Source organism: Rathayibacter sp. AY1A5 (assembly GCF_002930875.1).
Lineage (GTDB): Bacteria > Actinomycetota > Actinomycetes > Actinomycetales > Microbacteriaceae > Rathayibacter.
Genome location: NZ_PSTM01000015.1, coordinates 20,649 through 44,026, shown reverse-complemented (window position 1 = coordinate 44,026; position 23,378 = coordinate 20,649). Strand labels below are relative to the sequence as shown.

The window sequence follows — 23,378 nt, the reverse complement described above, 5'->3', positions numbered from 1 at the left end:
GCGCGCCGTGTCCAGGCGCGACGACGACGAGCCGATGGAGGTCACCGACTTCGTCGAGCTCGCCGGTGCAGTGCACGACGACGCGGGCTTCGAGTGCTCCTCCACTGTCGACGGCGTGACGGGCGCGCTCTGCGTCCTGCCCGACTCCCTGGTGCTGCGGAGCGTCGGCACCGGCGACTCGACCCGCGTCGGCACCCGCGACATCCGCTCCTGGCGGGCCACTCCGGCCGGCGCCACCTTCTCGCTCGCCGTGGAAGCCGGAGCGCGGCACACCGTGGTGCTGCTCACGCAGTTCCAGGCGGCGACCGTCCAGGCCATGACCCGCGCCGCCGGACCCGCGACTGGTTTATCCGCTTAACGAATTCCCCGTTCGGGGCACGCGGTGAGGAGCTCTCCTCGTGCGACCCTGATCGGGATGAACGAGAAGGACGAGGTCATGCGCTCCGACATCGGCGGGCGTGACATCGAGCAGGCGCGGGCCCTCTTCGAGCAGTCGTACAACGGGCACCGCTTCGTCGTCGAGCCCGGCGAGGACTTCTCGTACCGCTACACATCCGTCGGCGACGGCGATGTGACGCTCCGCGGCAGCCAGTTCGCCGGCTCCGTGCAGGGCTCGATCCAGACCGAAGGCGAGTACGTCGTCTCGTGGCTGACCGCCGGCGCGGGCGTCACCGATCTCGACGGCGACGCGGTGAACCTCGGATTCGGGCAGCCGGCGATCTTCGTCAACGACCGCCCCAGCCGGTTCGAGTTCCACGACTACCGCCAGAACCTCATCCACTTCGACGGCGCGTACCTCGAGGGCATCGCGGAGGAGGTCGAGGGCACCCGCGGCCCCCTCCTCTTCGACACGACCTCACGGCCCGAGGGCGCGGCGCTGCGGCGCTGGTCGGCGACCGTCGCGACGGTCGCCCGGGTGATCTACGACGCCGACAGCTCGCCGCTGCTGCGCCGCGAGGCCGACCGCGCGGTCGCCGTCGCCCTGCTCGAGACCTTCCCGCACTCGACGCTGGACACTCCCGGCGACCTCGGAGTACCCCGCTCGGGGCGCCTCCGCCAGGCGATCGAGTACATGTACGAGCACGCCCACGAGCCGCTCCGGACCGAGCAGATCGCCGACGCGGCGGGCATCGGCCTGCGGACGCTGCAGACCGAGTTCCGGCGCGAGTTCGGCTTCACCGCGGTCGACTACCTGCGGCGGATCCGGCTGGACGGCGTGCAGAAGGAGCTGCGGGCGGGCGAGTCCGGAGTCGTCAGCGTCAGCGAGGTCGCACGGCGCTGGGGCTTCGCGCACCTCGGCCGGTTCTCGGCCTCGTACGCCCACCGCTTCGGCGAGCGCCCCAGCACCACGCTCGACACCTGAGGCGTCAGAGGTAGTCGGTCCCGCCGTCGTCCTCGCTGTCGTCGCCCTCGCCGCGCGGCTGCACGGTCGGCCGCGCGGGCTGGAGCCGTCGGGTCTTCTCGCGCATCGACTCCACCGCCTCCGGATCGTCGAGGTCGACGCCGCGGTCGAGCGCCGGGCTGGTGAAGAGCTGGCTGGCCGGTCCGACCAGGAGACGGGTCTCGCCTCGCAGCCCCTCGTCCGAGAGCGACGGCACCACGACCAGGTCCGACTTCCCCACGTTCGCCAGCGCCTGCGCGTACTCGACGACCGCCGAGCACACCTCGTCGCCCAGCAGCACGAATCCGCTCGCGTAGTACAGCTTCTGCATCTCGCCCTCCCCTGGATCCCGGACCGCCCCTCCGGTCGGCCCGTCCCCCGACGCTAGGACGGCGCCGACCGGGCGCCCCACCCCTTGACGGGGGTGGCGCGGAGGGGTCAGAGTCCGCGCGGAGGGGTCAGAGTCCGCGCGGAACGGGCAGTCGCAGCGCGGTCGCGAGCGCCTCGACGACGCGGGTCGCGCGCACGTCGCCGACCCCCTCCATCCGGTTGGTGAGGAACGCGAAGCCGACTCCCGCGTCCGGGTCGGCGAAGGCGACCTGTCCGCCCGCGCCGTCGTGCCCGAAGCCGCTCGGCGTGAGGCCTACCAGGCGGTCGCGGAGGCGGGGCTCACGATCCCCGGCGACGTCGCGGTGGTGTCGTTCGACGACGACGAGCTGGCCGCCTACCTCCGCCCCGGGCTGACGACCGTGGCGCTGCCGCACGAGGAGATGGGCCGCCGGGCGGTCGAGCTGCTGCTGAGCGGCGCTCCGGGCGAGCGGGTGCTGGTGCCGATGCCGCTGGTAGAGCGGGCGTCGACGCGGCGGGTCTGACGGGCGGGGCCTGGGGCGGGCTGATCGGGGACGGCGGCGGGCCGGGTGGAGTCGGGCGGAGCCGCCTCAGCCGGCCGAGCGGATCCCTCCGGTCGGACCCCAGGCGACTCCGGTGCCGCCCGCGTCGCCCTGGTAGTCGTCGGGCGAGAGGGTCATGCCGCTCGCGATGAAGTCGGCGGTCGCCGCGCAGTCCGTGACGACGACGTCGCCGTCGGAGCGCGCGAGCCCGTAGAGGCAGACGGACTCGTCGGCGAGCTCCGCGGCCGAGAAGGAGTCGAGGCTGAGGGTGGCGAAGTAGTCGACTCCGGCGATGCTGCCCAGGTAGCGCGTCGGCCCCCAGTGGAAGACGCGGAGGCTCGCGAGGGTCGACAGCGGGCGCGTGGCGACGTCGTCCGGGACGGCCCAGGGCTCGGTGAAGACCTCCAGCGACGGGCGAGGGGCCAGCGCGACGGAGGCGGCCGTGCCGAGGGCGGCGAGCCCGAGCACGGCGACGAGCGCGGCGATCACCCCGAGGCGGCGGCGCGGGCGGGGCGTGGCGGAGGTGCGGGAGTCGGCGTCGTCGCCTCCGGTGGTCTCACTGCGCTCGCCCCAGCCGGGCGCCGCGTCCCGGCCGGTCTCGTCACGGCCGACCTCGTCCCGGCCGGTCTCGTCCCAGCCGGTCCGGTCACGGCGCGTCCCGCCCCGGTCGCTCGCCGTCCCGCGGCCGATCCGGCCCCGGGCCGCTGCGGGTCCGGCGGGCGCGGCCAGTCCCGCGACCGCGGCGTCGAGCGCCTCCTCCCGCTCGCGGCGCTGCGCGCGCAGCAGTGCCAGCTCTTCGAGCGCCGCGGGGTCCGCCTCCGCGCTGAACGCCCGGCGCTCGAGCGCGGCCCGCTGCCTCCGCTCCTCCGGCGACGCCCCGTCGCGGCGCCGCTGCAGGGCGGCCCGGCCCCGACCGCGACCGCCCAGGGCCGCATCGAGCGCCGCCTCCGTCGCGGGATCGAGGTCGTCGAGCAGCCGCGCCGCGCGTGCCGGCGTGACCGCGATGCCGACGGACGCCGGCACGTCAGGCCCGGTCGCGGACGGCGCGCGCCAGCGACTCGAGGCGCTCCCGGTACTCCGGCCACCACTCCTCCGGCACCGGCGGGAGGTTGTCGCCGGGCGTCCGGAGCCCGACCCGCCCGTCGATCAGCTCGCGGACGATGTCGGCGTGGCCCGCGTGCCGGTGTGTCTCTGCGGTGATGTGGACGAGGATCCGGTGCAGCGTCACGTCGCGGTTCGTCCACCAGGGGACCTGCCCGGCAGCGTCGAGCGGGAGAGCCGCGACCGTCGCGTCGGAGTGGGCCCACACGCGGCGGTACAGCGCGACGACGTCGGCCAGGGACTCGTCGGCCGTCGCCCACATGTCCGAGTTCGGCTCCGACTCGTCCTCCATCCACGGCATCGGCTCCGGGAACGGCCGCCCGAACACGGCGCCGAGGTAGCCCGCCTCGGTGCCCGCCACGTGCTTCACCAGGCCGAGCAGGTTCGTGCCCGTCGAGACCAGCGGCCGCCGCACGTCGTACTCGTCGAGCCCGTCGAGCTTCTGCAGCAGGGCGTCGCGCCCCTCCTGCAGGTAGCGGAGGAGGGTCTGCTTCGCGTCGTCGCTCATCCCCCCAGCCTGCCGCGCCCGTCCGAGCCGCGCCAGAGCGGTGCCGGAGCCGCGCCGTGCTCAGACCGCAGGAAGGATCGCCCCGCGGGCACCGGGATCCGCGGATCCACGGCCCGCCGGAGCGATCCTTCCAGCGTTGTGCACGGGTCAGGCCGGGACGCCCGCTCCCGCCCGCTGGACCCGCGTGCCGACGAGGCGCTGCGAGGAGGCGTCGACAGCGGCGGCCGGGCCGACCAGCTCGAGCGCCGTCTCCGTCTCGCGCGTCGCGCAGTCCGGGCCAACCCACAGCTCGACGCGGCCGGGCTCGACGATCCGCACGCCCTCGCGTCCGGTGAAGGCCAGGCGCGCGGCCGGGACCTCGAAGCGGACCTCCGCCTCCTCGCCGGGCTCGAGCGCGACCCGCGCGTAGCCGAGCAGCTGCGCCACCGGCCGGGTCACGCTCGCGAACACGTCGCGGGCGTACAGCTGCACCAGGTCGGTTCCCGCTCGCTCGCCCGTGTTGCGGACGCGCACGGTCGCCGTGAAGGAGCCGTCCGTCGGGGCGGACTCCTCGACCGCCAGCTCCGTCCGGGCGAAGTGCGTGTACGAGAGCCCGTGGCCGAACGGCCGCACGGGCGTGCTGTCGGCGGAGGTCACGTCCGACGGCCCGCCGAGGATCGGGTGCAGGTACGAGAACGGCTGCGCCCCGGCCGAGCGCGGCAGCGAGACCGGCAGGTGGCCGGAGGGGTCGACCCGTCCCGAGACGACGCCCGCGATCGCGCCGGCGCCCTCCTCCCCCGGGAAGAAAGCCTGCAGCACGGCGGCCGGAGCCGACGGCCCGTCCAGCGCCCAGCCCACGGCGTAGGGGCGGCCGGTCAGCAGCACGAGCACGACCGGGGTCCCCGTCGCCACGACGGCCTCGACCAGCTCGCGCTGGCGGCCCGGGAGCTCGAGGCTCTCGACGTCGTTGCCCTCGCCGACCGTGCCGCGGCCGAACAGGCCCGCCCGATCGCCGACGACCACGATCGCCACGTCGGAGTCGGCGGCCGCCCGGACCGCCTCGGCGATCCCGGAGGCGTCGTCGCCCTCGACCGAGCAGCCCTCGGCGAGCAGCAGCTCGGCCGAGCCGAACTCGCCGGCCAGCGCGTCCGCGACCGTCGGGATCTCGAAGCCCAGCGGCACGCCCGGGTGGTGCGCCAGCACGTGGTTGGCGAAGGAGTAGCAGCCCATGAGCGCGGGCGCGCTGTCGGCGTTGGGACCGATCAGCGCGAGGCGGCGCGGCGCAGCGAGCGGCAGCACGCCGTCGTTGGCGAGCAGCACCACCGACTCCTCGGCCAGGCGGCGGGCGATGTCGCGGTGGGCCGGCGAGTCGAGGTCGATCGACTCGGGGGCGTCGTCGAAGCGCGCGTCGAGCAGGCCGAGCCGCTCCTTCTGCGCGAGCACCCGCAGCACGGCCCGGTCGACGAGCGCCTCGTCGGCCTCCCCGGCCCGGATGCGCGCGGCCAGCGGAGCGAGGAACGCGTCGCCCGTGGGCAGCTCCACGTCGATCCCCGCGGCGAGCGCCAGCTCGGCCGCCTCGCCCAGGTCGGCGGCGACCGCGTGCATGAGGTGGAGGAACGCGACCGAGAAGTAGTCGGCGACGACCACGCCGTCGAAGCCCCAGCGCTCGCGCAGCACGCCCGTGAGGTAGGCGGGCGTCGCTCCGACCGGGTCCCCGTCGATCTCGGCGTAGGAGTTCATCACGGAGCGGGCGCCCCCGTCGCGGATCGCCATCTCGAACGGCGGCAGCAGCACGTCCGCGATCTCGCGCGGTCCGGCGTGCACCGGCGCGTGGTTGCGGCCGCCGCGGGAGGCGGAGTAGCCGATGAAGTGCTTCAGCGTCGCGTCGACGCCGGTGGACTGCAGTCCCTGCACGTACGCGGTGCCGATCGTGCCGACCACGTACGGGTCCTCGGCGATGCACTCGTCGACCCGGCCCCAGCGGGGGTCGCGGATCACGTCGAGCACGGGCGCCAGGCCCTGGTGGATCCCGAGCTCGCGCATCGAGCCGCCGATCACGGCGCCGAGCTCGGCCACGAGCTCCGGGTCGAAGGAGGCGCCCCAGGCGAGCGGAGTCGGGAACGTCGCGGCCTGCCAGGCGGCGAGCCCGGTCAGGCACTCCTCGTGGACGATCGCCGGGATGCCCAGCCGCGTCTCCTCGACGAGTCGGCGCTGCTCCGCCCACAGCCAGCGGGCGCGCTCGAGCGGATCGACGGGGCGCGTGCCGTAGACGCGGGTCAGCTGGCCGATCCCCTCGCGGGTCGCCTCGGCGTACCCGGTCGAGGTGGCCATCTCTCCGGCGAGCGGGGCGACGACCTCGCCGCCCTGGTCGACCCAGTAGCCGACCAGCTGGGAGAGCTTCTCCTCCAGCGTCATCCGGCCCAGCAGCTCGGTGGTGCGGGCGGACGGGGCCTGGGGATCCTCTGGTGCGTGCGGTGCGGTCACGGTGCGACCCTCTCTGCGGGTGGGGCGACGGGTGCGGACGGGACGGGGGACGCGGCGGACGGGCGGAGCGATCCGCTCATCCCTTCACCGCCCCCGTCAGCCCGCCGACGATGCGGCGCTCGAAGACGCTGAAGAAGATCAGCGCCGGGATCATCGACAGCGACACGAAGGCGAGCACCTTCGCCGTGTCGACCGAGTACTGCGACGAGAACGCCTGGACTCCGAGCGGGAGCGTGAAGGTGGACTCGTTGTTGAGGATGAACAGGGGCAGCAGGTAGCTGTTCCAGCTCGCGATGAACGCGAGGATCCCCGTGGTGATCACGCCGGGCATCGCCAGGCGCACGACCATCCGGAAGAAGAAGCCGATCCGGCTGCAGCCGTCGATGAAGGCCGCCTCCTGGATCTCGTCCGGGATCGCGCGGAGGAACGGCACCAGGATGATGATCGTGGTCGGCAGGCCGAACGCGATCTGCGGCAGCACCACTCCGGCGAGCGAGTTCATCAGGCCGAGGCTCTTGATCACCAGGTAGAGAGGAGTGATCGCCACGGTCATCGGGAACATCAGGCCGGCGGCGAAGAGCGCGTAGAACACGCCGCGTCCGGTGAAGTCGTAGCGGGCCAGGACGTAGCTCGCCATCAGGCCGAGCACGACCACGCCGAGGGTCGTCGCGAGGCCGGCGATGGTGGAGTTGCCGACCTCCTGCCAGAAGACGCCGCCGGTGATCACGTCGAGGTAGTTCTGCACGTTCCACGGCGAAGGCAGGCCCGCCGGGTCGGTGGTGATCTGCGCGTTCGTGCGGAAGCCGCCGAGGATGATGTACGCCACCGGGGCGAGCATCAGCGCGATCACGACGATCGCCACGACGTAGGCGATCGTGGTGCCGCGGCCCAGGGGCTGCCGGCGCCGCTTCACCGCGAGAGGCCGAGGGGTCTCCGGAGTGATCGGCGGGGCCGTCATCGTCGTGCCGGTCATCGCTTGTCTCCCGTCAGTGCGCCCGCCGTGTCGCGCCGGAGCACGAAGCGCTGGTACAGCAGCGCCACCACGAGCGAGATCAGGAACAGGACCACCGCGACGGCGTTCCCGTACCCGTAGTTGCCGGCGTTGCGGCCGTTGGTGACCAGGTAGATCGCCATGGTCGAGGTGCCCGCGGTCGAGGACACGTACTGGCCCCAGATGATGTAGACGAGGTCGAACAGCTGCAGTGCGCCGATGATCGACAGGAACGCCCAGATCCGCAGGGTCGGCGCGAGCAGGGGCAGGGTGATCCGCCGCTGCACCTGCCAGTAGGAGGCGCCGTCGATGGCCGCGGCCTCGGACAGCTCCTCGGGGATGCCCTGCAGACCCGCGAGGAAGAGGATCACGGCGAAGCCGATGTACTTCCACGTGATGATCAGCATCAGCGTCCAGATCGCGATCGCCGGATCCGAGAGCCAGTCCTGCTTCAGCGCGCCGAGGCCGACCTTCTCGAGCAGGCCGTTGACCGCGCCGCTGGTCTGGAGCATCAGGCTCCAGCCGGTGCCGACGACGACCTCCGAGATCACGTACGGCACGAAGATCAGGACGCGGATGATCGACTGCCCGCGCAGCTTGCGGTTCAGCAGCAGCGCCAGGAGGATCGCGACCGGCCCCTGGAGCACGAGCGAGAGCACCACGATGATGCCGTTGTGCGCGAGGGCGTCGTGGAAGGTGGGGTCCTGCAGGATCGTCAGGTAGTTGCGGAAGCCGACGAAGTCCGTCGGCACTCCGTAGCCCTGCCAGCTGAAGAAGCCGTAGTAGGCCGCCATCACGACCGGGAAGATCACGAAGGCGAGGAAGACGATCAGCGCCGGGCCGACCAGGAGCGCGATCTCGAAGCGCCCCGCCCAGCCCACGCTGCGGCGGCGCCGGCGCACCGGAGGCGTCGAGGTGACGCCTCCGGTGCGCGCGGTCCCGCGGGGCTCATCCACTCCGAGGAGCGGGCTCTCGCGGAGTGCCATGGTGGCTAGGCCTTCGCCGCGGCGGCGTTGACGGCCTCGACCAGCTGCTCGGGGTCGCTCTTGCCGGCCAGCAGGTCGACGACTCCGACGTTCAGCGCGTTGCCGACGTTGAGGCCGTAGACGGTGTCGAGCCACTGCGAGACGTACGGGGCCGAGTTGTAGGCCTCGAGGATCTGCTGCAGGTACGGCTCGGTGACCGCCTCCTGCGCCACGGTGTTCACCGGGGGCGCGTTGAAGGCCGCGTAGTACTCCTTCTGCACGTCGGAGGTGGCCAGGTAGTTGAGGAAGTCGACGCACTCGTCGGGAGCGCCCGCGGAGCAGGAGTAGCCGTCGACGCCGCCCATGATCGCGCCGGCCTCGCCGTCGCCGCCGTCGATCTCGGGGAAGGGGAACCAGCCCAGGTCGGGCAGCGGCTTCTCGTCGGGGGTGAGGGAGGCGATCACGCCGGGGTTCCACGCCCCCATGAGCTCCATCGACGCCTGGTGGTTGGCGAGGAGTCCGGCCGAGCTGCCCGCGCCCTGCTGGGCGGCGGTGGTGAGGAAGCCCTCGTTGAACGGCTCGGTGGCCGAGAAGTCCTGCAGGTCCTCGCCCGCGCGGACCCAGCAGTCGTCCGAGAAGTCCTTGGTGTCGGCCGCCTCGGCCATGGTGTCGGCGCTGCACTCGCGGAGCGCGAAGAAGTAGTACCAGTGCGCGGCGGGCCAGGCGTCCTTCGCGCCGAGCGCGACGGCCTGAGCTCCGCTGCCCTTGATCTTGGTGATCGCGGAGTCGAGCTCGTCGATGGTCTTCGGGGTCTCGGTGACGCCCGCCGCCGTGAAGAGGTCCTGGCTGTAGAACAGGCCGCCCGGGAGGACGGCGACCGGCATCGCCCAGACCTTGTCGTCGAGCGTGTTCGCCGAGAACGAGCCCTCGGGGATCTCGCTGCGCGCCTGGTCCGAGATGCCGTCGGTGAGGTCCTTCAGCTGTCCGCCCGCGACCATGGCGGCGAGCTTGCCGCCTCCGCGCTGGAGGAAGACGTCGGGGGCGTCGCCCGAGTTGAGCGCCGTCTGGAGCTTGCCGTCGAGGTCCTCGTTCTGGATGGCCTGCGACTCGATGGTCACTCCGGGGTTCGCGGCCTCGAAGTCCGCGATCGTCTTGTCCCAGAACTCCTGGCCGGGGCCCGTGGTCGAGTTCTGCCAGAGGGTCATCGCGACGGTGCCGTCGCTCGATCCCGAGTCCTGGCCCGAGCAGCCGGTGAGGGCCGCGACCGTGCCGAGCAGGGCTGCTGTCGCCACTGCGATCTTCCTGAACTTCATCGTCCAACCGTTCTCTTCATCGAGGGCGCCGCCTAGTGCACCGGCGCCGTGGGGGTTCCCGCCTTCGCGGGTGGAGTCAGTGTCCGCAGTGCTTGCGAAAGTGGTCAAACGTTTTCGAAATGGTTTTCGAAGCACGGGTTACAGTCGGCCACATGACCACCCGACCGACCATCCACGACGTCGCCGCTGCCGCCGGCGTCTCGGTGGCGACGGTGTCCAAAGCCGTGAACGGCCGCTACGGCATCGCCCCCTCCACCGCCACCCGCGTGCTCGAGGTCGTGCGCGAGCTCGGCTACGAGTCGAGCCTCGTCGCGAGCAGCATGCGCTCCCGGCGCACGGGCGTGATCGGCGTGCTCGTCGCGGGGTTCGAGCCGTTCAGCGCCGAGATCCTGAAGGGCGTGGGGTCGGTGCTGGCGGAGTCGCGGTTCGACCTGCTCGCCTACTCCGGCTCCCACGAGGGCGAGCAGGAGGGCTGGGAGCGGCGCTCGCTCAGCCGGCTCAGCGGCACCCTCATCGACGGGGCGATCATGGTGACACCGAGCGTGGTGAGCGCCCCCTCCGACATCCCGCTGGTCGCCGTGGACCCGCACACCGGCCGCGCCGACCTGCCGACCGTCGAGTCCGACAACTTCGGCGGCGCCCTGCTCGCCACCCGCCACCTCGTCGCCCTCGGGCACCGCCGCATCGGCTTCGTCGCGGGCCGCGGCGACCTGCGCTCGGCGCGGCTGCGGGAGGCCGGCTACCGGGCGGCGCTGGCGGAGGCCGGCATCGCCTTCGACGAGCGCCTGCTGCGGGTGGGCAACTACCACCGCGACACCGCCCGGCGGCCCGCCTCCTCGCTCCTGTCGCTGGCCGACCGCCCGACCGCGGTCTTCGCCGCCAACGACGTCTCGGCGCTCGCGATCATCGAGACCGCCGCGCACCTGGGCCTCGCCGTGCCCCACGACCTGTCGGTGATCGGCTTCGACGACGTGCCCGAGGCCGCTCGCTTCGATCCGCCGCTGACCACCGTCCGCCAGCCGATGCAGACGCTCGGAGCGACCGCCGCCGAGATGCTGATCGCGCTGATGGCCGGGCGCGAGCCGCGCTCGCTGCACGTGCAGCTGCCGACGCAGCTCGTCCGCCGCGCGACGACGGGACCGCCGGCATGAGCGGCGACGGGACCGCCGGCACGGGCGACGAGCTGGAGGACGACGGCCCGACCGCGGTGCACGCCGCCCTCTTCGACGCGCTGGAGCTGGTGGACCTGCCCGCGCTCGAGGCGCTGCTCGACGAGCGCTTCGTGATCGAGCACCCGACCGGCCTGGTGCAGTCGCGGGAGGAGTGGCTCGCCGACATCGACGAGGCGCGCAAGGAGTACCACGAGATCGACCACGTCGAGAGCGCCCTCTCGGGCGGCGCCGCGCACCCGGTGCTCTCCTCCCGCACCATCACCGAGGCGACCATCGGCCGCCTGCACGCGACCTGGCGGCTCCAGCTGACGAGCCGCCTCGTCCGCCGCGACGAGGGGTGGGTGATCACGCGGACCGTGGTGACGAGCTGGTGAGGCGGGCGGACCGGCGCGTCCGTGGCCGGCCCCAGGCGCGGCGGGCAGGATCGACACCGTGCTCCTCCAGGTCGTGACCCGCTCCGCCCGCCCGGCCGCCGAGATGTTCGACCGGGCGCGCGACATCGACCTGCACATGCGCTCGCAGGCCGGCGCTCGCGAGCGCGCGGTGTCCGGGACGACCACCGGGCTGATCGGCCTGGGCGAGCACGTGACCTGGAGCGCCCGGCACTTCGGCGTCCCGCTCCGGCTGACCAGCACCGTCACCGTGCTCGACGCCCCGAACTCCTTCGTCGACGAGCAGACCCGCGGACCCTTCGCGACGTTCCGGCACGAGCACCGCTTCGAGCCCGACGGCTCCGGCTCCGTGATGATCGACCGGCTCGAGTACTCCGCCCCGCTCGGCGTCCTCGGGCGGATCGCGGAGCGGCTGGTGCTCGACCGGCACCTGCGGCGGCTGCTGGAGGAGCGCGGCGCGTTCCTCGCCGGGGGCGACCGGTGAGGCTCCTGATCCGGACCCTGCTGACGCTCGTCGCCGTCGCCGGGGTCCTCTCGCTCGCGACGACCTCGGTCCTGTTCGCCCTGTCCTCCCTCGACACCGGCCGGGACCCCGGCGAGCTGCTCCTCCCGCTGGCCCGAGCGCTTCTGGCGACCGCCGTGACGGCGGCTGTCGGCGGGCTCCCCTACTCCGCGGGACGGGGTCGCGCGCCCTGGCCGGTCCTCTGGACCGCTTCTACGGTCTGCATCCTCGCGATCGCCTGGCTCGTGGTCTCGATCGCGGCGTGGACCGATGCGGGCGACGGGACGGACGCTGTCGTCGCGCTGCTGACCGTGGTGCCCGCGGCCTGCTGCTCGATCGCCGCGGTGCCGGTGACCGAGCTCGTCCTCCGGGTGGGAACGCGCAGGATCGACGCCCGCTAGCGGATCCGTTCCCGCCGCTTGACGTTGACGCAGCGTCAACCCGTACCGTCGCTTCCATCACCGCCGGAGTCACCGGCGACGCGGAGACGGAGGGCGCTGTGGAGCAGGAGTGGACCGTGCACGAGGTGGCGCGGCTGGCCGGTACGACCAGCCGGACGCTGCGGCACTACGGGGCCGAGGGGCTGCTGCCGCCGAGCCGGGTGGGCGCGAACGGCTACCGCTACTACGACGCCGCCGCGCTCGTGACGCTGCAGCGGATCCTGCTGCTGCGCGACCTCGGTCTCGGGCTGCCCGAGATCGGGCGGATCCTGCGGCGCGACGCGGAGCCGGTGGCCGCTCTCGAGCGGCACCTCGACGTGCTCCAGGAGGAGCGCCGACGTCTCGACCGCCGCATCCGAGCGGTCGCCGGGACGATCACCACGATGAGAGAAGGGAACGGGCCGATGGCCGAGGAGATGTTCGACGGGTTCGACCACGCGGAGCACCGCGAGGAGGTGGAGCGCCGCTGGGGTGCCCCGGCGTACGCCGACGGCGACCGCTGGTGGCGCTCAATGAGCGCGGACGAGCGCGAGCAGTGGCAGCGGCGGCAGGCGGACCTCGCCGACGCGTGGACCGCCGCGGCGGCGAGCGGGGCGGATCCGACCGGGGAGGAGGCGCTCGCTCTCGCCGATCGGCACCGCGCCTGGCTCGCCGAGGTGCCGGGCACGCCCCGCGACGCGACCGGCGGCCCGAGCGACGAGTACCTGCTCGGGCTCGGCGAGATGTACGTCGACGACGAGCGGTTCTCGGCGCACTACGGCGGAGTCGCCGGCGCCCGGTTCGTCCGCGATGCGCTGCGGGCACTCGTCGGGCGGCGGGGATGACGGAGGTTCCGTCTGCCGGGCCGGGACCCCGCTCCGGAACGGCATGATCGCCTGATGGGACGCATCCGATTCAGCAGTCCGGGCTGGGACGAGGACACTGATCGGGGGCCTGCGCCCGACCCCGACCGTGCCCGGTACTCCCGGGACGACGGGGCGAGGTTCACCGCGATCACGCTCACCTGCCTGTCGGTTCTCCCCGCGATCGTCCTCACGGCCGCGTTCCTCCTCGTGCGGCTTCCTCCGCTCGACCGCGACGACCAGCCCGACTGGACGGCGCCGAGCGCGGACGTCCTTGCTCCGTGGCTGCTGCTGTTCCTGCTCCCACCGCTGGTCACGGGACTGCTCGCCCGTCTGGTCGGCGGGCGGGACTCCTTCCACGGGTTCCTGCTGTCCGCCGCGGTCTGCCTCGTGGTGATGGCGCCGTTCCTCGGCCTCTCGGCCCTGTCGCTCCTCGGCTAGGCGCCGCCTCTCACGCCTGCAGGACCACCGCGCCGTAGTGGGTGCCGGCGCCCGTGCCCACCAGCAGCACCGACTCCCCCGGCTGCACGCGCGAGCGGTGCAGGGCCAGCGGGATCGCGCTGCCGATCGTGTTGCCGACCTCGCCGAGCGTGATCGTCATCCGGTCGCGACCCCAGAGGCGGGCCATGCCCTCGAGCCCGGCCGCGCTGGTCTGGTGCGGGACCACCCGGTCGATGCCGGGGAGCCCGCTCGAGAGGCCGGGCCGCACCTCCTCGAGGAACGCCGGGAAGTGCCGCAGCGCGTCGACGAGCAGCGCCTTGCCCTGCATGTCGAAGCGGAAGTCGGCGAGCCGGTCGGGCGCCTCCTCGATGCGGATGCGCGAGCCGAAGCCGCGCAGCTCCGCGTGGCGCACACCGCTCGGGCGGGTGCGGAAGTGCGTGGTGACCAGGCCCTGCCCCGGAGTCTCGGCGCGTCCGATCACGACGGCGGCGGCCGCGTCGCCGAAGAGCAGGGCGCTCTCGGGCTGACCCGGGTCGATGCCGCGGCTGCCGCAGTCGGTCGAGACGATGAGCACGGTGTCGGCGCGACCCGTGGCGAGGAGGAATCCCGCCTCCTGCAGAGCGAAGAGGAACGACAGGCAGGTGGCGCCGACGCTGTACGCCGAGACGTCGTCGAGGCCGAGTCCCGCCGCGAGCAGCGCGCCTCCGTCCGGGATCGCCTGCAGCTGAGTGCCCGAGGCGTTGAGCACCACGTCGACCGTGTCGAGCCCGGCCGCCGCGAGCGCCCGACGGGCGGCGAGCAGGCCGAGCTCCAGCGGGTCCTCGTCGTCGGTGACCCAGTGGCGGGTGCGCACGCCGGAGCGGCGCTCGGCCTCGTCGGCGGGCAGGCCGCAGAGCGCGGCGACCTCGGCGGTCGTGACGATCCGCTCGGGCAGCGCTTCGCCCGTGCCGAGGACGCGGAGCGGGAGGAGGTCGGGCACGCGGGCCCCTTCCTGCCCCGGGACGTGCGGAGCGAATCCCTGTATAGCGCGCCTCTGCACCTCCGCGCGCACTGTTCGGCGCGGTTTGACGGCACGGGCCCCCGCCGACACCATGGTCCCGGAGCGGGGGACGGATGGACGCGCGCGGTTTCTGGGTGGTCGTGCCCTTCCTCGACGAGGAGAAGCTGCTCGGCGGCGCCCTCGACGCGCTCGCCCGCCAGACCGATCCGGACTTCACCCTCCTGCTCGTCGACAACGGCAGCACCGACGGCTCGCGCGCCGTGATCGAGGAGTTCCGCCGCCGGTGCCCGGAGCGGCAGGTCGCCGTGATCGACGAGGCGCAGAAGGGCACGGGAGCCGCCTCCGACACCGGCTTCCGCCACGCGATCGCCGAGGGCGCGACGGCCGTCGCCCGCACCGACGCCGACTGCCTGCCGAGCGCCGACTGGGTGGCGCGCCTCAAGGCCGACCTCCGCGGCGGCGCCCGTTTCGTCGGCGGCCGCCTGTCCCCGCGGCGGGACGAAGCCGTCTACCGCTGGTACGACGGCGTGCTCGGCACCGCGCTGATCCGCCTGATGGAGCACGCGCCGGGCGTCTTCTACCGCCGCCCCGGCCAGCGGTACCGGATGTTCATGGCCGCCGGCTGCAACCTCGCGATCGACGCCGCGCTGTACCTCCAGGTCGATGGCTTCCCGCGCTCGAGCATCGACGACACGGACGAGGACCTGGAGCTGCACCTCAAGGTCTGCCAGGTGATCGGGCGGAGCGAGGCGCTGCTCGACAAGGACGCGGTCGTGCTGATGTCGATCCGGAAGGGCAAGGCGCTCGGGTACCTGGGGATCCTGCTCTGGTACTGGGGCCGCAAGCGCGGGCTGGAGGTCGTCGATGTCCGCTGAGCGCCGGCGCCGCGTGCTGATCACCGGGGCGACGGGCTTCCTCGGCGGCTACGCGGTGCGCGAGTTCCTGGCCGCGGGCGACGACGTGCTCGCCACCGGTCGCGCCCCCGAGGCGCTGGCGCGGCTGGAGGAGGAGGGCGCCACGGTCCTCCGCGCCGACCTCGCCGAGCTGGGCGCGACAACCGTCGAGGCCGACGTGCTCGTGCATGCAGCGGCGCTCTCGAGCCCGTGGGGCACGTGGAGCGAGTTCGAACGCGCGAACGTCGCGGGGACGGAGTCGATGATCGCGCTGGCCGAGCGCTGCGGGATCCGCCGCTTCGTCTTCGTCTCGTCGCCGAGCATCTACTCCGCCCGGCGCCACCAGTACCTGGTGCGGGAGGAGGAGGTCGACACCGGCAGCCGGATGAGCCTCTACATCCGCAGCAAGATCGAGGCCGAGCGGCTGCTGCAGGAGGCGCACCGCGCCGGCCGGATCCCCGAGCTCGTGATCCTGCGCCCCCGCGGCCTGATCGGCGTCGGCGACCCCAGCCTCGTCCCCCGCTTCGTCGCCGCCAGTCGCCGCCGCGGCATCCCCCTCTTCGACGGCGGCCGGAACCCCGTCGACATCACCTGCGTCGAGAACGCCGCGCACGCGCTGGTGCTAGCCGCCGACGCTCCCGTGGCCGACGGCGGCGTCTACAACATCACCAACGGCGAGCCCGCTCCGCTCGGCGACCTCCTCGAGCGCTTCTTCGCCGCGATGGGCGAGGAGCCGCGCTTCATCCGCGTGGACCTGCGCGTGCTGACCGCGCTCGCCGAGATCCTGGAGCGGGTCTACCGGCTGCTGCCCGGCCGCGAGCCGCCGTTCACCCGCTACACCGTGGCGACCCTCGCCTACGCGCAGACCCTCGACATCTCGCGGGCGCGGACCGAGCTCGGCTACGAGCCGACCGTGCCGCTTGCCGAGGGCATCCGCCGGGTCGGCGAGCACCTGAGGGGTACGCGTGGCTGAGTCGTCGCTGCAGGTGATGGCGTGCGGGAGCACCGTCTTCCCGCTGTCCCGGGTGTTCCGCGGGAAGGGGCTCCCCCGCCGCGTCTTCCCCTCGAACGTCTTCCTCTACACGCACGCGAGCGGCCGACGGGTGCTCGTGGACACGGGCTACCCGCCGACGTTCCGCGGAACGGGCCTCGTCGGACGGCTGTACGAGCGGATCCTGCCCGCGACGGTGCCGGACGACGAGACCGTCGACCAGCGGCTGCTCGCCCTCGGCCTGACCCCGGCCGACGTGGAGTTCGTGGTGCTCACGCACCTGCACCCGGACCATGTGGGCGGTGTGCGCTGGTTCCCGGACGCGACGTTCGTGCTGTCGTCGGGCCAGGTCGCCTCCGTGCGGCGGAACCGCGTGCGCGAGGGGATCTTCCGCGCGCTGCTGCCGCCGTGGTTCGCGGCCGGGATCGTGGCGGACGAGCAGCCCGCGACGACGATCGCGGGGCTGACCGGATTCGACCTGTTCGGCGACGGGTCGCTGCTCGTGCTGCCGCTCCCGGGGCACGCACGCGGTCACCTGGGGGTGCTCGTCGAGGGTCGCGTGCTCGTGGCCGGGGACGCGGCATGGGGGCGGGAGTTCCTCGGCTGGTCCGGGCGCCTGCGCCGGCTGCCGCGATTCATCAGCGATGACGCGCGGGCGCACGAGCGGACATCCGAGATGCTGGAGCGGGTGGAGGCGGCGGGGGTGCGGCTGTGCTTCTCGCACGACGCGTATCCGGAGGGGGACGTGCGGCTGGGTGGGGCGGCGGCGAGTGGCGGACAGGACCTCATCGACCTCGACGGCGAGAGCTCCCGTCTCCGCTAGACGGGAGGCGACTCAGGTTCACGCGGTCCTCGGCGGATCAGCCGTTCGAACGTCCCGCGAGAGGCCCCGTCACCGAGGCTTGTCATCGGGCATGTCTTTCGGGACGCTGCGGACCGCGAGATCTCGAGTTCCGAGGCTCGACCAGCCGGCGGTCGTCAGCGGGGCAGGTGCTCGTAGGGGACGCGGCGGCTCAGCCAGGCGAGCAGCCCGGCGGCGAGCGCCGCGATCGCCGCAGGGATGAGCAGCAGCCAGAGGGCCGAGGTCACGGCGACGAGGACGAGCGCCGCTGCGGCGACGCCGGCGCCGATCGCGAAGTTCCAGCGCACATCCGTCGCCACTCCGCCCTCGGGACGCGCCCACAGCACGACGAGGGCCGTCGCGATCGGCCCGAGCAGCAGCCCCAGCACGAACCAGCGCCAGCGCGAGCGGCCCTTCTGCTCGGCCAGACCGGCGGTGACGATCGCGAGTCCGAACCAGATCCAACCGGAGTCCTCGGTGAGTGTCATGCGTGGAGCCTAGGGCGCCGACAGGATCGCCCCGGCGAGGTCGCCGGTCGGGAGCGTGGGCCTGTCGCCCGCGTCTCCCGCCCAGCGGTCCACGGCGCGGCCGCTGACCCCCACCGCTACCCGGGCACCACCACGAAGGCGACTCCGACGACGACGCCCAGCACGAGAGCCACCGAGCCGATCCCGATCAGGAGGGCGAACGTCAGCGGACGGGTCTCGCGGAAGCTCATCGTCCCGGGGATCAGCTCGTTGACCTCGGAGGGGCTGAGCGTCTTCTCCGGGGCGGACGGCACCTCGATCTCCTGGCGACGAGCGGCTCCGGTCAGGCGCGCCCACACGCTTCGGCTACCGGTGTGCACGCCACGCGCCGCCGGCGAGAGCGGTGTCGTCACGGCGGCGACGACGGCCCGCAGATCCTCGAGCTCCCAGTCCGCCCCGCGGAGCCGCAGCGACCGGCTTCCGTCCGACAAGAACAGGATGAGCGACGGCGGCAGATCGATCCCCTCACTGTTGGGGCCGGCGGGCACCCATGCGAGCAGCGCCTTCACCGACGGGTCGGCCCGCTCGAAGGTCACGACCCTGCCTCGAGCGTCCGTGCACTCGATCGCCCGGTCCGAGATCCGGAGCGACGCGGTGGCGAGGAACCGCCGATTGCGGAGCGCCAGCACTCCGACGATCACCAGAGCCACCACGGTGGCGAAGCCGAACAGCCCGAGGTAAACGGCCAGCGCCGCACCGCGGTCGTCGGCGACCACGACTCCCCAGACGCTCCCCGCCAGCAGGACCAGCGCGGGGAGGACGGCGACGGGCCTCAGCCGTCGCGACTCGTTCTTCTGCCGGGCCCTCGAGGGCCGGAACTCGCGAACCGGCTCCGAGCGGTCCGTCCGTCGCCGCTCCATCAGGCGGACGCGACGGACGGAGAGCCGGTGCGGACGCGGTTCCGAAGAGGGTCGTCGAGGATGCGGCGCATGGCGTCAGGGTAGCGGTGGCGCTCACCAGCGCCGCCCTCGCCTCAGGGGCCTTGGATTCTTCGCGCGGCTGTAGCGCGACGACCGCCGAAAGCGAGGACCACCGCTCCTTCTGTGCTCCCGGCGACGCCGATAGCCTTCGCCCGTGACCTCCTCGACTCGCGCACTGGACCTCGCTCGTGCACGCCTCCGGATCGGAGTGCTCGCGTTGGTCCACCTCGTGGTCGCCGTCAATCTGGTCCCGTTCGGACTGTTGAGCTACGCCTCCGAGAACTATCCGGCCGTCGATGAGTGGTCCGACCTGTCGACGCTCGGGCGGGCCGTCCAATGGGCGGCCTTCGCTCCGTGGGTGCTCGTCGTCATCACTCCCGTCGTCTCGTTCATCGTCGTCCGTCGCCTCTCCGCCCCCCTGAGGAGCTTCTGGATCACGCCCGCCGCCGGCATCGCCGCCACCGTTGCGATCCACTTCGTGTCCTACCTCTTCTTCGATGCCCCTCGCCCAGTCACCGGAGGGTGAGCGGACGCGGCGCGCCTGTCGGTCCGCGCGGGATGTCACCGCACGACAGGTCGACCTCTCCCGAGGTGCTGCCGCCGAGCACGATCATCCGAGCGAGGGCGCGTCCGGGTCGACAGACTGGGCTGGTGTCCTCACCGACGACGATCCGAGCAGTGCCGACCTCGGCCCGCCGTGACGAGACGCGCCTCAGGTTCCGTCGCGCGGAGATCAGGGGAGCGCGAGGCCTGGCGGCCGTCCCCGGCGATCGGCCTCCTCAGGACGTCGCGTGCAGGACCGCGCGCTCGACGCACGCGGGACGCCGGGCGCGGCGGCAGCAGGCCGGGGGCCGAGCGCCCTGACGCGACTCCCGTGCCGCCGGCCATCCGACGCCCCCACTCGACGCCCACGTACCCACTCAGACAGGACCTGCCATGACCTCCTCCCTCTCCCACCCGGCGAGCCGCTGGGCTCTCGACCACATGCCCCTCACCGCGCAGGCCGTCCGGGAGCTCGCTCCGGTGCTCTCCGGGAAGAAGCTGGCGATCTGCCTCCACGTCGAGCCCAAGACCGCCGCCCTCGTGTCGCTCCTCGTCGAGGCCGGAATGGACATCGCTCTGACGGGCTCGCCCGGAACCACGAAGGACGACGTCGCCGACGGCCTCCGCGCCCTCGGCGTGCACGTGCACACGAAGCAGAGCGACGGCGAGGCGGAGCACCTCCGCAACATCGAGAGGGTGCTCCAGCACGATCCCGATCTCACCCTCGACAACGGCGCCGACCTGACTCTCCGGCTCATCAACTCGGGCGTCCCGGACCACTACCTCGGCGGCACCGAGGAGACCACCACCGGCGGCATCCGCCTGCGGGAGAACAGCGCGACCCTCCCGCGACCGGTCGTCGTCATCAACGACTCGCCCCTCAAGCTGATCGTCGAGAACGAGTACGGGGTCGGCCAGAGCGTCGTCCAGGGCTTCATGAACGCCACGAACCTCATGATCCCGGGCACCCGCGCCGCGGTCATCGGCTACGGCCCGTGCGGGCGCGGGGTCGCCGACACCCTCTCGCAGCTCGGAGCGCGGGTCTCCGTCGCCGACGTCGACCCGATCCGCTCGCTGCAGGCGATCCTCCGCGGCCACCGCGTCGGACCCGTCGCCGACGTCCTCTCGGACGCGCAGTTCGTCTTCACCGCCACCGGCGCACCCGGCGTCATCGGCGCGGCGGAGATCGACGCCTTCGCCGACGGCGCTGTGATCGCGGGCGTCGGCCACTTCCCGTGGGAGATCGACGAGGACGCCCTCGCGGCCGCCACGGAATCGACCACCGAGTTCGCCGACGGACAGCGCCGGCAGGGCATCCGCCTGAAGAACGGCAAGCGGATCGTCCGCCTCGAGAACGGCCGGATGATCAACCTCACCGCGGCCGGCGGGAATCCGATCCAGGCGATGGACCTCGGCCTGACCCTGCAGGCCCGGAGCCTCGCCGCTGTCGTCACCGCGGACCTCGACGCCGCCGTGCAGCCCGTCCCGGCCGACGTCGAGCACCGCATCGCGACCGACCTCGTCGCCCTCCTCAGCCGCTGAGGGGCGCCGGGCAGGAGGGCCTCGTCGGGCGCAGCGGGTCGGGATCACGACCCCGCTGCGCCGACGTCGTCGCGGTTGCCGACAGCAGGAGCAGGCATCCGTGGCCGCTCCCGCGAGGCCGAATCAGCGGGCCCGCCCGGCTCACGGGCCCGTCACTCGCGGCCGAGCCAGTCCGTGATCGCGCTGACGACGCGGTCGAGGTGGGACTCGAGCAGGAAGTGCCCGCCGTCGACGAGCTCGATGCGCGCGTGGGGCGCGTCGCGGAGGAACGCCTGGGCGCCGGCGGGGGCGAAGATCTCGTCGTTCCGGCCCCAGACGGCGAGGACGGGGACTCCGGACTCGCGGATCCACGCCTGCACCGCGGGGTACAGGGCGCGGTTCGTGGCGTAGTCGCGGAAGAGCGCCAGCTGCACGTCGTCCTGGCCGGGGCGGGCGAGGAGCGCGAGGTCGTGCTCCCAGGCGTCCGGATCGACGGTGGTGGAGTCGGGGACACCGTGGGTGTACTGCCATTCGACGGCCTCCCGGCCGAGAGCCGGCCGGAGGGCGTCGCGCGTCTCGTCGGTCCGCTCGGCGGCGTCGGCCCAGATCGGGTCCCAGAAGCCGGGCACGAAGCCCTCCTCGTAGGCGTTGCCGTTCTGCGAGATCACGGCGACGACCGCGGACGGATCGGCGAGGGCGAGGCGCCAGCCGACGGGGGCGCCGTAGTCCTGGGCGTAGATCGTGTACCGGGTCACCCCGATGGTCTCGAGGAAGCGGCCGGTCACCGCGGTCAGGGCGGCGAACGTGTAGTCGAAGTCCTCGACGGAGGGCGCGGACGAGCGCCCGAAGCCGATGTGGTCGGGGGCGATGACGCGGTAGTGCCCCGCGAGGGCGGGGAGGAGGTGGCGGAACATATGCGAGCTGCTCGGGTACCCGTGCAGCAGCAGGAGGACGGGCGCGTCGACGGGCCCGGCCTCCCGCCAGAAGACGTCGAGTCCGTCGACGGACACGGTGCGGTGATGGACGACGACCATGGCTAACCCCTTAAAATAGATTTACTGGTTAGCCGGACGCTAGCATGGATCGAACGGGCCGCACGGCGCGGGAGGACGGGGAACGATGGATCGGGACGAGGAGCTGCTCCTGGCGGTGCTGAACAGCGCGCCCGTGGTGGACGGACGGCCGACGGACGGCCTCGGCGACGCGCACGGTCGCGAGCTCGCCCGGCGGTGGGGCGGACTCGGCACCGAGGACGAGCTCGAGCAGCTGCGCCGTGCCCGCGACGCGCTCCAAGCGGTCGTGCGCTCGGGCGCGCCCGAATCCGTCGCGGAGCTCGCGGACCTGGTCGCGCACGCCGTGCGCACCCCGCGCATCACCGGTGAGGGCGTCGTGTGGGAGCTGAGCGCTCCCGAGCCGGATCGCCTCGCGGTGCAGTCGGTCCTCGCCTGGTCCGCTGTGAACGCCCGGTTCCCCGGGCGGCTCCGCGCCTGCGCGAACGACGAGTGCAACCTCTTCCTCCTCGACCGCAGCCGCCCCGGCACCGCCAAGTGGTGCTCGATGGCGACCTGCGGCAACCGGATGAAGGCCCGCGCGCACGCGAGCCGGTCGCGGGACTGAGCGCGGCCGGGAGGCGCAGCGGCGAAGGCTACGCGGCGCGCAGCCGGGCCGTCGATGCGGACGCCTGCGCGCGAGCCCGTTGCAGGGCGTCCTCGCGTCCGGCCGCGTCGAGGCGGGCGGGACCGTAGGTGACCACCGGGGGCAGGACGTCGTACCCGACGAACTCGAGCATCCCGCGATGGATGTGGAAGAGGAACGACTGCAGGTCGCCGTAGCCGTCGGCGGCGCCGGGCGCGAAGGCCGCTTCGCCACCTCCCGTCGTCAGCAGGAGCATCGCGGTCCTGCCGCGCAGGCCGCCCTCGGCGAAGACGCCGTGCTCGCCTCCGAACGTCGCGCCCATCACGAAGACGCGGTCGATCCAGCCCTTCATGATCGCCGGCATCGAGAACCACCACAGGGGGAACGAGAGCACCAGGAGATCCGCCTGCATCAGCTCGTCGAGATCGCTCGCGACGGGCTCCCCGAGCGTCTTCTCGAGGACCGCGGTCATCTGCTGCGCCTGCGGCTTGAAGTAGCCGGAGCCGGACGCGAACTGGTCGCGGTGCAGCACCGGGTCCCGGCCCTCGGCGTACAGGTCGAGCCGGCGGACCTCCATGCCGTCGGCCCTCAGCTGCTCGAGGACCGCGTCCGCCTGCGCCGAGGAGAAGGACCGCTCCTCGGGATGGGCGTGGACGAGCAGAGCACGGCGAGCGGGAGCGGCCTCGGAAGCATCGGTCATGCGGCCGATCATATCGACGATTCGCGATACGTCGCTAGATCGAGGCTCCGAGCCGCTTCAGGAGCCCGTCGACGTCGGCGTCGCTCCTCCGGTAGTGGGTGTACTTCCCGACGCGCGTCGAGCGGACGAGGCCCGCGCGCTCCAGGGATCCCATGTACGACGAGATGGTCGACTGCGCGAGACCGCTCTTCGCGGCGAGATGGGTGACGCAGACCCCGAACTCGGCGCGGTCGGCGATCGGCTCGAACTCGCTGAACGACGCCTCGGGAGAGCGGAGCCACTCCATGATCTGCAGTCGCGTGGGATTGCCCAGCGCCTTCAGCACCTCGACCAGTCCCGTGTCCACCGCGCCATTCTCCCCTGCTCGCCGCCCGGGCGCCTCCGCGCCGGAATCACCCTCCGCCCG

28 protein-coding genes are annotated in these 23,378 nt (G+C 73.0%); 14 read left to right on the top strand and 14 right to left on the bottom strand.

Going from position 1 to position 23,378, the window contains the following annotated elements; translation table 11 throughout:
* Positions 1-7: 7 nt before the first annotated feature.
* Both C5B98_RS11620 and C5B98_RS11615 read left to right on the top strand, forming a co-directional pair.
* Positions 8-358: a hypothetical protein gene (locus tag C5B98_RS11620; protein WP_104327843.1), complete on the top strand. Its 351-nt coding sequence runs from the start codon at positions 8-10 to the stop codon at positions 356-358.
* A gap of 57 nt (positions 359-415) precedes the next feature.
* Complete coding sequence (locus C5B98_RS11615) at positions 416-1,363, top strand: AraC family transcriptional regulator (protein WP_104327842.1); 948 nt, start codon at positions 416-418, stop codon at positions 1,361-1,363.
* 4 nt (positions 1,364-1,367) lie between these two features.
* Here C5B98_RS11615 and C5B98_RS11610 read toward each other — a convergent pair whose 3' ends face one another.
* The 8 genes from C5B98_RS11610 to C5B98_RS11570 all read right to left on the bottom strand — a co-directional run bounded on the left by C5B98_RS11610 (position 1,368) and on the right by C5B98_RS11570 (position 9,612).
* Positions 1,368-1,712, bottom strand: a complete 345-nt coding sequence (locus C5B98_RS11610; RefSeq protein ID WP_104223414.1) for a hypothetical protein — start codon at positions 1,710-1,712, stop codon at positions 1,368-1,370.
* A gap of 127 nt (positions 1,713-1,839) precedes the next feature.
* Entirely contained in the window at positions 1,840-2,145 is a 306-nt protein-coding gene (locus C5B98_RS17480; protein ID WP_374953061.1) for a serine hydrolase, read from the bottom strand.
* 174 nt (positions 2,146-2,319) lie between these two features.
* Positions 2,320-3,294 (bottom strand): hypothetical protein, encoded by a 975-nt coding sequence (locus C5B98_RS11595; RefSeq protein WP_104327841.1) that lies wholly within the window; start codon positions 3,292-3,294, stop codon positions 2,320-2,322.
* 1 nt (position 3,295) lies between these two features.
* Positions 3,296-3,880 (bottom strand): DinB family protein, encoded by a 585-nt coding sequence (locus C5B98_RS11590; protein WP_104258081.1) that lies wholly within the window; start codon positions 3,878-3,880, stop codon positions 3,296-3,298.
* 147 nt (positions 3,881-4,027) lie between these two features.
* On the bottom strand, positions 4,028-6,274 hold the full coding sequence (locus C5B98_RS11585) for a glycoside hydrolase family 3 N-terminal domain-containing protein (protein WP_104224898.1): 2,247 nt from the start codon (positions 6,272-6,274) through the stop codon (positions 4,028-4,030).
* Positions 6,275-6,419: 145 nt separating this feature from the next.
* Complete coding sequence (locus C5B98_RS11580; protein ID WP_104224899.1) at positions 6,420-7,316, bottom strand: carbohydrate ABC transporter permease; 897 nt, start codon at positions 7,314-7,316, stop codon at positions 6,420-6,422.
* Complete coding sequence (locus C5B98_RS11575) at positions 7,313-8,320, bottom strand: carbohydrate ABC transporter permease (RefSeq protein ID WP_104226347.1); 1,008 nt, start codon at positions 8,318-8,320, stop codon at positions 7,313-7,315. The genes C5B98_RS11580 and C5B98_RS11575 overlap by 4 nt, the downstream gene beginning before the upstream one ends.
* A 5-nt stretch (positions 8,321-8,325) precedes the next feature.
* Positions 8,326-9,612, bottom strand: coding sequence for an ABC transporter substrate-binding protein (locus C5B98_RS11570; RefSeq protein WP_104226346.1), 1,287 nt, complete (start codon positions 9,610-9,612; stop codon positions 8,326-8,328).
* Between the two features lie 152 nt (positions 9,613-9,764).
* Here C5B98_RS11570 and C5B98_RS11565 point away from each other — a divergent pair, with 152 nt between their 5' ends.
* The 6 genes from C5B98_RS11565 to C5B98_RS11540 all read left to right on the top strand — a co-directional run bounded on the left by C5B98_RS11565 (position 9,765) and on the right by C5B98_RS11540 (position 13,401).
* On the top strand, positions 9,765-10,763 hold the full coding sequence (locus tag C5B98_RS11565; protein ID WP_104263367.1) for a LacI family DNA-binding transcriptional regulator: 999 nt from the start codon (positions 9,765-9,767) through the stop codon (positions 10,761-10,763).
* A complete protein-coding gene (locus C5B98_RS11560; RefSeq protein WP_104263368.1) occupies positions 10,760-11,158 on the top strand; it encodes a nuclear transport factor 2 family protein in 399 nt (132 codons plus the stop codon). The genes C5B98_RS11565 and C5B98_RS11560 overlap by 4 nt, the downstream gene beginning before the upstream one ends.
* 58 nt (positions 11,159-11,216) lie before the next feature.
* Complete coding sequence (locus C5B98_RS11555) at positions 11,217-11,660, top strand: SRPBCC family protein (RefSeq protein ID WP_258063504.1); 444 nt, start codon at positions 11,217-11,219, stop codon at positions 11,658-11,660.
* Positions 11,657-12,079, top strand: coding sequence for a hypothetical protein (locus tag C5B98_RS11550; RefSeq protein ID WP_104250421.1), 423 nt, complete (start codon positions 11,657-11,659; stop codon positions 12,077-12,079). Before C5B98_RS11555 ends, C5B98_RS11550 begins: the two co-directional genes overlap by 4 nt.
* 98 nt (positions 12,080-12,177) lie before the next feature.
* The gene (locus tag C5B98_RS11545) at positions 12,178-12,942 is read left to right on the top strand and encodes a MerR family transcriptional regulator (protein ID WP_104327840.1); all 765 of its coding nucleotides are present in this window, start codon (positions 12,178-12,180) and stop codon (positions 12,940-12,942) included.
* A gap of 54 nt (positions 12,943-12,996) precedes the next feature.
* Complete coding sequence (locus C5B98_RS11540; protein ID WP_104263371.1) at positions 12,997-13,401, top strand: hypothetical protein; 405 nt, start codon at positions 12,997-12,999, stop codon at positions 13,399-13,401.
* A gap of 10 nt (positions 13,402-13,411) precedes the next feature.
* Here the strand turns inward: C5B98_RS11540 and C5B98_RS11535 are convergent, their stop codons facing one another.
* Positions 13,412-14,380, bottom strand: a complete 969-nt coding sequence (locus C5B98_RS11535; protein WP_219814445.1) for a 3-oxoacyl-ACP synthase III family protein — start codon at positions 14,378-14,380, stop codon at positions 13,412-13,414.
* Between the two features lie 134 nt (positions 14,381-14,514).
* Between C5B98_RS11535 and C5B98_RS11530 the strand changes: the two genes are divergently transcribed.
* Genes C5B98_RS11530 through C5B98_RS11520 form a run of 3 tightly spaced genes read left to right on the top strand, consistent with a single transcriptional unit; the run spans position 14,515 to position 17,108 of the window.
* Positions 14,515-15,276 (top strand): glycosyltransferase, encoded by a 762-nt coding sequence (locus C5B98_RS11530; RefSeq protein WP_104261373.1) that lies wholly within the window; start codon positions 14,515-14,517, stop codon positions 15,274-15,276.
* Positions 15,266-16,267: an NAD(P)-dependent oxidoreductase gene (locus C5B98_RS11525; protein ID WP_104327838.1), complete on the top strand. Its 1,002-nt coding sequence runs from the start codon at positions 15,266-15,268 to the stop codon at positions 16,265-16,267. Before C5B98_RS11530 ends, C5B98_RS11525 begins: the two co-directional genes overlap by 11 nt.
* Positions 16,260-17,108, top strand: a complete 849-nt coding sequence (locus tag C5B98_RS11520; protein ID WP_104327837.1) for an MBL fold metallo-hydrolase — start codon at positions 16,260-16,262, stop codon at positions 17,106-17,108. The genes C5B98_RS11525 and C5B98_RS11520 overlap by 8 nt, the downstream gene beginning before the upstream one ends.
* 155 nt (positions 17,109-17,263) lie before the next feature.
* Here C5B98_RS11520 and C5B98_RS11515 read toward each other — a convergent pair whose 3' ends face one another.
* Both C5B98_RS11515 and C5B98_RS11510 read right to left on the bottom strand, forming a co-directional pair.
* On the bottom strand, positions 17,264-17,614 hold the full coding sequence (locus C5B98_RS11515) for a hypothetical protein (RefSeq protein WP_104282933.1): 351 nt from the start codon (positions 17,612-17,614) through the stop codon (positions 17,264-17,266).
* A 116-nt stretch (positions 17,615-17,730) separates the two neighbouring features.
* Entirely contained in the window at positions 17,731-18,513 is a 783-nt protein-coding gene (locus tag C5B98_RS11510) for a hypothetical protein (protein ID WP_104327836.1), read from the bottom strand.
* Positions 18,514-18,727: 214 nt separating this feature from the next.
* On the opposite strand from C5B98_RS11510, the gene C5B98_RS11505 reads away from it, so the two are divergent.
* Together C5B98_RS11505 and C5B98_RS11500 are read left to right on the top strand one after the other, a co-directional pair.
* Positions 18,728-19,099, top strand: a complete 372-nt coding sequence (locus C5B98_RS11505; RefSeq protein ID WP_104224916.1) for a hypothetical protein — start codon at positions 18,728-18,730, stop codon at positions 19,097-19,099.
* Between the two features lie 410 nt (positions 19,100-19,509).
* Entirely contained in the window at positions 19,510-20,658 is a 1,149-nt protein-coding gene (locus C5B98_RS11500; protein WP_104327835.1) for an adenosylhomocysteinase, read from the top strand.
* 152 nt (positions 20,659-20,810) lie between these two features.
* On the opposite strand, the gene C5B98_RS11495 is transcribed toward C5B98_RS11500, so the two are convergent.
* Positions 20,811-21,671: an alpha/beta fold hydrolase gene (locus tag C5B98_RS11495; RefSeq protein ID WP_104224918.1), complete on the bottom strand. Its 861-nt coding sequence runs from the start codon at positions 21,669-21,671 to the stop codon at positions 20,811-20,813.
* An 85-nt stretch (positions 21,672-21,756) separates the two neighbouring features.
* Between C5B98_RS11495 and C5B98_RS11490 the strand changes: the two genes are divergently transcribed.
* Positions 21,757-22,254, top strand: a complete 498-nt coding sequence (locus C5B98_RS11490; protein ID WP_104224919.1) for a CGNR zinc finger domain-containing protein — start codon at positions 21,757-21,759, stop codon at positions 22,252-22,254.
* A 28-nt stretch (positions 22,255-22,282) separates the two neighbouring features.
* Here the strand turns inward: C5B98_RS11490 and C5B98_RS11485 are convergent, their stop codons facing one another.
* A complete protein-coding gene (locus tag C5B98_RS11485; protein ID WP_104327860.1) occupies positions 22,283-22,972 on the bottom strand; it encodes an NAD(P)H-dependent oxidoreductase in 690 nt (229 codons plus the stop codon).
* A 34-nt stretch (positions 22,973-23,006) separates the two neighbouring features.
* Positions 23,007-23,318 (bottom strand): helix-turn-helix transcriptional regulator, encoded by a 312-nt coding sequence (locus C5B98_RS11480; RefSeq protein WP_244230566.1) that lies wholly within the window; start codon positions 23,316-23,318, stop codon positions 23,007-23,009.
* Positions 23,319-23,378 lie beyond the last annotated feature (60 nt).

Coding starts and splice junctions, on each gene's coding strand:
- C5B98_RS11515 (WP_104282933.1), bottom strand. CDS start 17,614: ATGACACTCACCGAGGACTCCGGTTGGATCTGGTTCGGACTCGCGATC.
- C5B98_RS11570 (WP_104226346.1), bottom strand. CDS start 9,612: ATGAAGTTCAGGAAGATCGCAGTGGCGACAGCAGCCCTGCTCGGCACG.
- C5B98_RS11525 (WP_104327838.1), top strand. CDS start 15,266: ATGTCCGCTGAGCGCCGGCGCCGCGTGCTGATCACCGGGGCGACGGGC.
- C5B98_RS11575 (WP_104226347.1), bottom strand. CDS start 8,320: ATGGCACTCCGCGAGAGCCCGCTCCTCGGAGTGGATGAGCCCCGCGGG.
- C5B98_RS11490 (WP_104224919.1), top strand. CDS start 21,757: ATGGATCGGGACGAGGAGCTGCTCCTGGCGGTGCTGAACAGCGCGCCC.
- C5B98_RS11615 (WP_104327842.1), top strand. CDS start 416: ATGAACGAGAAGGACGAGGTCATGCGCTCCGACATCGGCGGGCGTGAC.
- C5B98_RS11495 (WP_104224918.1), bottom strand. CDS start 21,671: ATGGTCGTCGTCCATCACCGCACCGTGTCCGTCGACGGACTCGACGTC.
- C5B98_RS11565 (WP_104263367.1), top strand. CDS start 9,765: ATGACCACCCGACCGACCATCCACGACGTCGCCGCTGCCGCCGGCGTC.
- C5B98_RS11510 (WP_104327836.1), bottom strand. CDS start 18,513: ATGGAGCGGCGACGGACGGACCGCTCGGAGCCGGTTCGCGAGTTCCGG.
- C5B98_RS11540 (WP_104263371.1), top strand. CDS start 12,997: ATGGGACGCATCCGATTCAGCAGTCCGGGCTGGGACGAGGACACTGAT.
- C5B98_RS11610 (WP_104223414.1), bottom strand. CDS start 1,712: ATGCAGAAGCTGTACTACGCGAGCGGATTCGTGCTGCTGGGCGACGAG.
- C5B98_RS11580 (WP_104224899.1), bottom strand. CDS start 7,316: ATGACCGGCACGACGATGACGGCCCCGCCGATCACTCCGGAGACCCCT.
- C5B98_RS11585 (WP_104224898.1), bottom strand. CDS start 6,274: ATGACGCTGGAGGAGAAGCTCTCCCAGCTGGTCGGCTACTGGGTCGAC.
- C5B98_RS11485 (WP_104327860.1), bottom strand. CDS start 22,972: ATGACCGATGCTTCCGAGGCCGCTCCCGCTCGCCGTGCTCTGCTCGTC.
- C5B98_RS11500 (WP_104327835.1), top strand. CDS start 19,510: ATGACCTCCTCCCTCTCCCACCCGGCGAGCCGCTGGGCTCTCGACCAC.
- C5B98_RS11530 (WP_104261373.1), top strand. CDS start 14,515: ATGGACGCGCGCGGTTTCTGGGTGGTCGTGCCCTTCCTCGACGAGGAG.
- C5B98_RS11560 (WP_104263368.1), top strand. CDS start 10,760: ATGAGCGGCGACGGGACCGCCGGCACGGGCGACGAGCTGGAGGACGAC.
- C5B98_RS11590 (WP_104258081.1), bottom strand. CDS start 3,880: ATGAGCGACGACGCGAAGCAGACCCTCCTCCGCTACCTGCAGGAGGGG.